Below are 9,099 nucleotides of genomic sequence, written 5' to 3'. Positions count from 1 at the left end.
ATGTTTTCACGCTGGATCAGTTTGAGGTAGTGCGCCAAACGGGAAAGCAGGAAGACGTAAGGCAAACGGGCGTTGATACGGCTGTTTGCGGTTGCTTCTTTGGTTTCATACAACGCAGGTTTCTGTGTTGAGTTGGCGGAGAAGAAACAGGCGTAATCGCGGTTTTTATAGAAAGACAATGGAATAAAGCCCAGATTGGCAAATTCAAATTCACGGGTTTCCGGAATCAGGACTTCTGTCGGGATTTTCATTTGATTGCCGGTACCCAGGTCATACATGTGAATAGGTAAGTCTTCAATCAAGCCACCGGCCTGCGGGCCGCGAATCTGAACACACCAACCGTTATTGATGAAGCTACGCACCATATTGGCGGCAAAGGCGAATGATGCATTTGCCCACAAATAGCGGTTATGTTCCGTACCTTTTACCTGTTCTTCGTAATTGAAGCCGCGGACAGGCACGGTGTCGCTGCCGTACGGCAGACGGGCGAGGAAGCGGGGAAGGGTCAAGCCGATATAGCGTGCATCGTCTGTTTCACGGAAGCTTTTCCATTTGATGTATTCGGCACGATCCATGTAGTTGGCCAAATCTTGGATGGCGGCCACTTCTTCCATGCTTTCTTTACCGAAGAAGGATGCGCCGACTGAACCGATAAAGGGCATGTGTGCAGAAGCGGAAACACGTGAGATATTGCGCAACAAAGCCATATCTTGAGGGCTGCGGTCAAATTCGTAGTTTGAAATTACGGCACCGATAGGTTCGCCGCCCGGGGTGTCGTATTCGTTGCTGTAAGTGTGGCGGTACAGTCCGCTTTGCACGATTTCAGGCGCATCTTCAAAGTCTTGAATCAAATCTTCTTTGGAAACGTCGAGGATTTCGATTTTAACGTTGTGACGGAAGTCGGTTCGGTCAACCAAGAATTTCAAACCGCGCCATGCAGATTCAATTTTTTGAAATTCTTCGTTATGGAGGATTTCATCCAGTTGACGGCTGAGTTGTTCATCGATACGTGCGATGTGGTAATCGAGCAGGCTTTTGTCCAGGCGCTCCACCTTTTGAGAGGAGTCTTGGATCATTTTCATGAAGACACTGACAGCTGCCGCGATACGTTCGTCGGCAGAGGCTTCCGACATTTTCTCGGCACTTTGGAATTGCTCGATATCAATGACGGAGTCAACGGCGTTCAGATTGATTTTTTTACACAGATCTTCATAAACACTGTTTGTGCTTTCTTGTTCGATCACTGTAGTTTGGGCTTGGGCCTTTTGGCTTTTTTGCATATTTGAATCCTTACGGGTATTTCAGACGGCCTTTAATGTTACTTATTATTGATAGGTGCGATTTTTTCAAGACGGTCGCGTAGTTCGGCAGACAGGTTCTCGTCACGCAGAATGGTTTCCAATTCGCGACGGAAAGCAGAGTCGTCCAATAAGTTGGATTTCAAATCGCGAAGCAGGTTGCGCATAGCCAGCAAGGCACGCAATTCCGGTACATTTTGGGCAATTTGCTCCGGATGGAAGTCACGCATAGATTTGAAATCCAAATTCACATTCATCTCACCGCCGGCAGGAGAAAGTGTGTTTTTGACGGTCAGATTGGCTTTAGGATTGAAATCGGATAATACTGAATCAAAGTTGTTTTTGTTAATATTGACTTTTTCTTTTTCGGCAAGGTCGCGTTTATCTTGACCGTTACTGTAATCGCCGGTTACTAAAAGCTTAAGCGGCAACTCAACCTTTTTTTGTGCACCGCCGGTATGCAAATCCAATTTAATATTGATGCGGGAAGGCGGAACTTCGTTTTGAAAACTTTTGCTCACGATGAAATTTATCCTTTTTTGATAGATTAAATGACACTTATGTCATTTTTTCAAATAAAATGCAAGGTATGGGGTCAGGAAATATCCTGATTGGTTAGTATAAATGTTAGACAGATAGCTTGTCTATCGTATTCAAATTTACCGGAAAAAGGTTTTTCAGTGAAATTTCACAAGCCATTATGGGAAGAGGGGGTACTCTTATCTCCTCAACATTTTCAACAACAAGACAAATTCAACAATCATATGCATGCCCTGTTAATGAGAGTGATGGGGGATTTTAGGTGGGGCTGTTTTCAATGTGAATTTGACCGGCAGGCATTAGAAGTTGGAAAAATCAAATTAGATACACTTCAGGCATGCTTGCCGGATGGCACCTTAATTGATTTGCAGGCCGGCGGACGCCACGTCAATGTGCGCAATATTGAAGGTCTGCCTTTACAGCAACGAAATGTTGTATTGTTGGCACTGCCAGTCTATCAGGCACATGTTTCAAACTTGGTAGATGAGGATGAAACCAAAGATACGCCCAAGCGCTTTGTTAAGAGCTTTGAGAAGGTGGAGGATATTTTCTCTGCCGAAGAAACAGAGTTTGCGGTGGAGGGATTGAATCTCACCATTCGTTTCGATTTTGAACAAAATGACGACTATATTACCTGTCCTATCGGTGCAATAGAGAAAGATGAGACGGGCGCTTTCGTTTGGGCTAAAAACTATATCCCGCCATTGTTATCCATAACAGGATCGGAAACTTTATTCTCTTGTCTTAACCGTATCACTTTGATGGTATTATCCCGTATAGAGAATTTGTCTGCCCGCCGCCGCTCTCGGAGCGAAAGTGTCGTTGATTTTTCAGTTTCCGATTCGATGCTGTTTTGGTTTCTGCATGGCTTAAATACCATTTATCCGGAATTGAAGCACCTGAATGACTACCCTCAGAAACATCCGGAAGAGTTTTATAAACTTTTGGTACGCCTGCTGGGTATGCTGTATACCTTTAGAGCCAACGAGTCCGTTAAAGAAATAGACTCATATGATCACTTTGATTTGTTTGGAACATTCAACCGTTTGGAACAAAAGATCCGAGATTTACTGGATGAGGTTATTCCTTCCCCTGTTATCGAATTGTCGCTGGAGCATCTGAAATCGACGCATTGGCGCGCCCAAATATTTGATGACCGAATCAATGCTGATGCAGAGTTTTATCTTTCCGCCCATTCCGACTCCGTCGACTTCTCGGAATTGCAAAAACAGCTGCCTTTGGTCAGCAAAATCGGTGCGCCCGATGATGTGGAGCGTGTAATTAATACGGCAGTGGTCGGCGTACCTTTGCATCATCTCCATCAGACTCCGCCGGGCCTGCCTTTTAGAATGGACAATGTGTATTTTAGGTTGGATAAACGGCATGTCGCGTTTGATAGGATGATGCAGTCCCAAGTATGCAGCATTTATGTTCCGGCCTCTATTTCTGATTTACATTTAAGCCTATTTGCAGTAGTGAGTATTTAATATATGAATAATCAACCCTTAATTAGAACCGTTTTGAGAGATACTGCTTTGGCGGTATCTGCATTATCCGCCGGCTTTACACCTGACCATTCCGAATCATGGTATGTTCATTGCAAGAATCTGATTCAAGATTTAAAGGCAAAATTAGCCGAGCTTGGATGGAAAGAGGCGGATATTGAAGAAGTTTCATATGCACAATGTGCCCTTTTGGATGAAGTTGCACTGCGCACGCTGAAAGGTAACGACAGGGAAGTGTGGGAAAGAAACCCTATGCAGGTTTGTTTTTTCCAATCATATAATGCAGGGAATATCCTGTGTGACAGAATCGAATCTTTGTGTAAAAACCACAAGGATGCCAGCCCCTTGGTGGCGGAAACCTATCAGAGCGTGATCAACTTGGGGTTCAGGGGCCGATATGTTCTGGATGAAGATGCATTGCATACTGCACAGGAACAGTTGAAAAAAATCACTCCGGCCTTCCCAAGTAATGCTGTATCGGAAGATGGCAAGTTGTTTTATATAGATCAAAAGGGAATGCCGCTGAAAAAAGCATTCAGCCTCCGTCCGGCCTGGTTGCTTGTAGGAAGCATTGTTGTGGCAACGGTTGCATACTTTGCATTTGGATATTATCTGGATGGTTTGGTTGAGCAAGTACAAGCATTGTAATTTCAAGTGTTTATATAATGACTTATTGGAAAATTTCGGTTCTGGCGGTCTTGGCTGTTTTTGAGCTCGTTTTACTGTATGTGTTCGCAGTATATTGGCAGACAGGTTGGATAATCAAAGGCTGTGCTTGGGCATTATCCATTGGGGCGGCCTTTTATTATTGGCGTTTTTATCTAAAGAAAAAACACGAACAAATCAATACGGATTTTTGGAAGAAAATCTCAGGGGAATTGGATTCCAACGGAGATTTGGGTTGCTATACCATTCGTCTGCATGACTCTTCTGCGCCGAGAAAGTTGGTGGAGAGGGTAAATGAAACCGTCTATATCAACATATCGGGTTCGGAAAATCTGCATCCGGTCGTTTCCAATTTGCTTGAAAATACAGCCCATAAGTATGTTTCTGTGAGTCTGGAGCTGTGGCTTTCCCCTGCGGAAAATACCGATATTGCGACCACTTTGCGCACATGGTTGCGTAACATACTTTTTCTGCAGAAGAGCACGGGTTTGACTATCCCGGTGCACTGGTTGATTCAAACGCCGGTATCTTTTTTGTTTGATAGAAAAAACAGCCATTCCGTTTTTTCTATCATCAATAAGAAAGAACACAACCGTCTGCAGATAAACGAATTCTTAAAGAATCTGAAAAACGCCCTGTCCCTTAAATTCCTGCATGACAGCAATGCCCAGTATAGCCATCAATATATTTATCTGATGGAGGCACTGAATTTTTTAGAAGAAAAATTCTTAAAAAATACAGATAGCGGATGGGAGTATGTGGACATATGCAGTTTAAGCCTTGCCGATGGCGGAAATTTTCAAAATACATCTGAATGGGCCGCTTATCTTGTAAAAAATACAGATGGTCTTATTCCGACGGTAAAAAGTGTTCAACATGATACAGTAAGATACATCCTATCCGAATATCTGGATAAATATGCCGTTTATCATAGAAATCATATTTCAGATATGATTTTTAAGGTATTATTCATTGGTGTTGCCGGGTTTTTTCTAGCTACGTCGTTTTCAACCGTTAATAACAGCCGTTTGTTGGAACAAATTGGCACGCATATAGCGGACTTCCGTATGGAAACGGATAAAGCCGAACAGGATAGAAAATTAGGGTTGTTGAAGCAAGACTTGAAATTGCTTGAAGGATACCGTGATCACGGCGTTCCTGCATATTTGGGTTTGGGACTGTATCGTGCGCAGGCCTATATCCCCAAATTAAAAGCCTTAATCCCTGCCGAAATTCCTAAAGCACCCGAACCCAAGCCTGTTAAGAAGCCGGATCCGGTAGTTCTTACCTTGGACAGTTTGGCACTTTTTGAAACCGGACAGTTTGAATTAAAAAATAATGCCAATAAAGCATTAATTGGCGTATTGAAGGCAATCGAAGCACATCCTGATACCCGCATTTTAATTGAAGGCCATACCGATAATGTCGGAAATCCCGTTTCCAATCAGCAGTTGTCAGAAAAACGAGCTCAATCCGTCAAAGATTGGTTGGTGATTTCTTCCAATGTTCCGGAAGGCAGGTTTGAAGTCAAAGGTTTGGGCGATACCAAACCGATTGCAGACAATCAAACAGAAGACGGTAAGGCCAAGAACCGTAGGGTTGAGATTATCCTTATTCCCTCGGCAACACAGTAATTCAATGCAGCACAAGTTGCTTTAAGCCTTAAAACTTAAAGCGTTTTTAATAAAACTAAGGAGTAAAAATATGGCAATTCCTGCTTATATGTGGCTGAAAGACGATGGCGGTTCCGCTATTAAAGGTTCCGTTGACGTTCACGGCCGTGAAGACAGTGTTGAGATCGTTGAGTTCCAACACAACGTCCGCATTCCTACAGATGCCAATACTGGCAAACTGACAGGTACCCGCGTTCATGAACCTATCGTATTGTACAAAGAATACGATGCGTCTTCTCCATACTTGTACAAAGCGGTAACCACCGGTCAAACTTTAAAAGAAGTAGAAATCAAGTGGTATCAAATTGATGCATCTGGTCAAGAGAAAGAGTACTTCAATACCAAACTGGACAACGTTAAAGTTGTCGCAGTAGGTCCTGTAATGCACAATATCAAAGACCCTGCACGCGAGCGTTACAACCACTTGGAACGCGTTGAATTGCGCTACGAAAAAATCACTTGGACTTATAAAGACGGTAACATCATTCATTCCGACAGCTGGAACGAAAGCCGCGCTTAATCATCCACATAAAGTGCTGCCTGATAAAGGTAGCACTTTTTTATAACACATTTTTACATCAGGGATATCAAATGTCTGCACATGATCAAGCCTTATTATTACGTCGTCTGAATACGCATTGCCAACAGGCAATGGAAGCCGCCGCCGGTTTATGTCAAACACGGGGTCATGCCGAAATTACGGTTGACCATTTGTTTATCAAGCTATTGGAATTAGGGGATGGCGATGTCGGCGCCTTATTGAGACGTTACGAAATTGATTCGGAAAACATCTGGAACCCTTTGCTGGACACGATGGACAAACTGCCGCGCAATGTCCGCGGTAATCCTTCACTGTCCAAATCACTGGTCAGCCTATTGTCAGACGCATGGCTGCTGGCAAGTGATGAAGGCGCCTCGGAAATCCGTTCCGCTTATCTGTATCAAGCATTGTTGAAATCCCCTTACCGTCTGATGACGCAGGATGCATGGCCGCTGTTGAGTCTGACGGAAACCCAAATAGGCCGTCTGAAAACATGGTTGGATGAAGTCTCCATCGAAGGCACCAACAATACGTTTGCCCAAACTTCTGCCGAAGAAGGCCAGGACGGCACTCAGGCAGAATCCAAATCACAACCGGTTAAAGCAACCGGACAAAACGATGCATTGGCTCGCTTTACCGTCAACCTGACTGAAAAAGCAGCCCAAGGCGGTATCGACCCCGTATTTGGCCGCGAAACAGAAATCCGCCAAATGATGGATATTTTATCGCGCCGCCGTAAAAACAATCCGATTTTGGTCGGCGAACCAGGTGTCGGCAAAACCGCACTGGTAGAAGGCCTGGCCTTGAAAATCGCCTCAGGCGAAGTGCCTAAAATATTAGAAAACACACAGGTATTGGTCTTGGACTTGGGCCTGCTGCAGGCAGGTGCGGGCGTCAAAGGCGAATTCGAACAACGCCTGCGTAACGTGATTGAAGCCGTTCAAAATTCCGAAGAACCCATCTTATTGTTCATTGACGAAGCGCATACCTTAATCGGCGCCGGCAACAGTGCCGGTGGCGCAGATGCCGCCAACCTCTTAAAACCAGCCTTGGCACGCGGCGAATTGCGCACCATTGCCGCCACAACCTGGAGCGAATACAAACAATATTTTGAAAAAGATGCCGCATTGGAGCGCCGTTTCCAGATGGTCAAAGTAGAAGAGCCCGATGACGAATCAGCCTTTACCATGCTGCGCGGCTTGAAACAGCGTTATGCCGCTTACCATAAAGTCCATATTCAAGATTCCGCTGTCATTGCAGCCGTACAACTCTCCAGAAAATACATTACCGGCCGCCAACTGCCCGACAAAGCCGTAGACTTGTTGGATACAGCCTCCGCCCGCGTCCGCATGAGCTTGGATACCGTTCCCCATATCTTCGGCTTGATGGAGGCACAGGCCTCCTCGCTGCAACGGGAATTGGAAGCATTGGATGCCGACAAACAATTGGGCCGTCTGAACGCGTCGCAAGAAGAAAACATCCGACAAGTCGAGCAGGAAATTGCCCAGCTGAACGAACAGCGCGAAGAAATGAACCGCCGCTATCAGGAAGAAAAACAATTGGCGGACGAAATCCAATCCTTGATGGAAGCCGCCAAAAATACAGAATTGACTTCCGAAGAGCGGAAAGCCGCACAACAAAGCCTGACCGGGAAACAGCAACAGCTGGATGCCGTCGTCGCAGGCAAACCGCTGATTTTTACCAGCGTCGATGAAACCGTGATTGCCGACATTATCGCCGATTGGACAGGCGTGCCCGCAGGCAGTGTACTCAAAGACGAACTGGCCAACCTGCTGCAGCTCGAAAGCCTGCTTGAGCAACGCGTAGTCGGACAAAACGAAGCCATCCATGCGATTGCACAAAGTTTAAGGGCCGCTAAAGCCGGCCTGAAAACCAACGACTCCCCGTTGGGCGTATTCCTGTTGAGCGGCCCATCCGGTGTCGGCAAAACAGAAACCGCCCTGGCATTGGCAGACGCACTCTTCGGCGGCGAAAAATCACTGATTACCATCAACCTGTCCGAATACCGCGAAGCACACACCGTTTCCCAACTTAAAGGCTCGCCTCCGGGTTATGTCGGCTACGGCGAAGGCGGCGTATTGACCGAAGCCGTACGTCAAAAACCATACAGCGTCGTATTGCTGGACGAAGTCGAAAAAGCCCATAAAGACATCCTTAACCTCTTCTACCAAGTCTTCGACAAAGGCATGATGCGTGACGGCGAAGGCCGGGAAATCGACTTCAAAAACACCGTTATCCTGATGACTTCGAACTTGGGCGCAAACGAACTGACCCAGTTGTTAAAACCGCAAGAGCCAGAAGAGGCAGAAGAAGCCGCTGCAGAAGAAAACCAAGAAGCAAACGGACAAGAACAGATCGCCGATACCGAAGTAGAACTTTCTGCACAAATACCGGAAACCTCCCCTGAGCACACCGAGGTTTCAGACGGCCCGGCCGAAGCCGAAGAAGCACCCGAATACAGCTTGGAAGAACTGGCGGAAGCCATCCGTCCGATACTGACAGACCACTTCCAGGCCGCATTGTTGGCGCGTATGCAGGTCGTTCCTTACCGTCCGTTGGAAAAAGAAGCATTGGCCCAAATCGTCAGATTGAAGTTGGATAAAATAGCAAACCGGCTGTATGAAGCCCATCAAACACACCTCAGCTACAGTGAGGACTTTGCAGCGCTGCTGGCCGATTCCTGTACGACCGGCGACAGCGGTGCGCGCAACATCGACCACCTGCTGAACCGTCAGGTGATGCCGGCGATAGCCCAAAGCTTTTTACAATGGCAGCAGACGGCGGGTCATATGCCGGAGCGAGCGAGCTTGGAGGTTGGGGCAGAAGGTATAGACGTCTTGTTTGAATAAGGCGGA

At 46.1% G+C, this 9,099-nt stretch carries 7 protein-coding genes; 5 read left to right on the top strand and 2 right to left on the bottom strand.

What is annotated here, in order from left to right; all coding sequences use genetic code 11:
* Both tssC and tssB read right to left on the bottom strand, forming a co-directional pair.
* On the bottom strand, positions 1-1,280 hold a 1,280-nt coding region (gene tssC, locus ACTHUT_RS10275), incomplete at its 3' end, for a type VI secretion system contractile sheath large subunit (protein WP_440386789.1).
* 38 nt (positions 1,281-1,318) lie between these two features.
* Complete coding sequence (gene tssB / locus ACTHUT_RS10270; protein WP_070589491.1) at positions 1,319-1,819, bottom strand: type VI secretion system contractile sheath small subunit; 501 nt, start codon at positions 1,817-1,819, stop codon at positions 1,319-1,321.
* 159 nt (positions 1,820-1,978) lie between these two features.
* Between tssB and tssK the strand changes: the two genes are divergently transcribed.
* The 5 genes from tssK to tssH all read left to right on the top strand — a co-directional run bounded on the left by tssK (position 1,979) and on the right by tssH (position 9,093).
* Positions 1,979-3,325: a type VI secretion system baseplate subunit TssK gene (tssK, locus tag ACTHUT_RS10265; protein WP_440386790.1), complete on the top strand. Its 1,347-nt coding sequence runs from the start codon at positions 1,979-1,981 to the stop codon at positions 3,323-3,325.
* A gap of 3 nt (positions 3,326-3,328) precedes the next feature.
* A complete protein-coding gene (locus ACTHUT_RS10260) occupies positions 3,329-3,991 on the top strand; it encodes a DotU/TssL family secretion system protein (RefSeq protein WP_440386791.1) in 663 nt (220 codons plus the stop codon).
* Between the two features lie 17 nt (positions 3,992-4,008).
* Positions 4,009-5,643 carry an OmpA family protein gene (locus ACTHUT_RS10255; RefSeq protein ID WP_440386792.1) on the top strand — a complete coding sequence of 545 codons (1,635 nt, stop codon included), beginning with the start codon at positions 4,009-4,011 and terminating at the stop codon, positions 5,641-5,643.
* 70 nt (positions 5,644-5,713) lie between these two features.
* A complete protein-coding gene (locus ACTHUT_RS10250; RefSeq protein WP_107858381.1) occupies positions 5,714-6,202 on the top strand; it encodes an Hcp family type VI secretion system effector in 489 nt (162 codons plus the stop codon).
* A gap of 71 nt (positions 6,203-6,273) precedes the next feature.
* Positions 6,274-9,093: a type VI secretion system ATPase TssH gene (tssH, locus tag ACTHUT_RS10245; RefSeq protein WP_440386793.1), complete on the top strand. Its 2,820-nt coding sequence runs from the start codon at positions 6,274-6,276 to the stop codon at positions 9,091-9,093.
* The last annotated feature ends 6 nt before the right edge of the window (positions 9,094-9,099 follow it).

It is taken from the genome of Neisseria sp. P0022.S010 (genome assembly GCF_051956635.1).
Note: the sequence above shows the minus strand (reverse complement) of the source record. Positions and strands in the feature narration are given on the sequence as shown.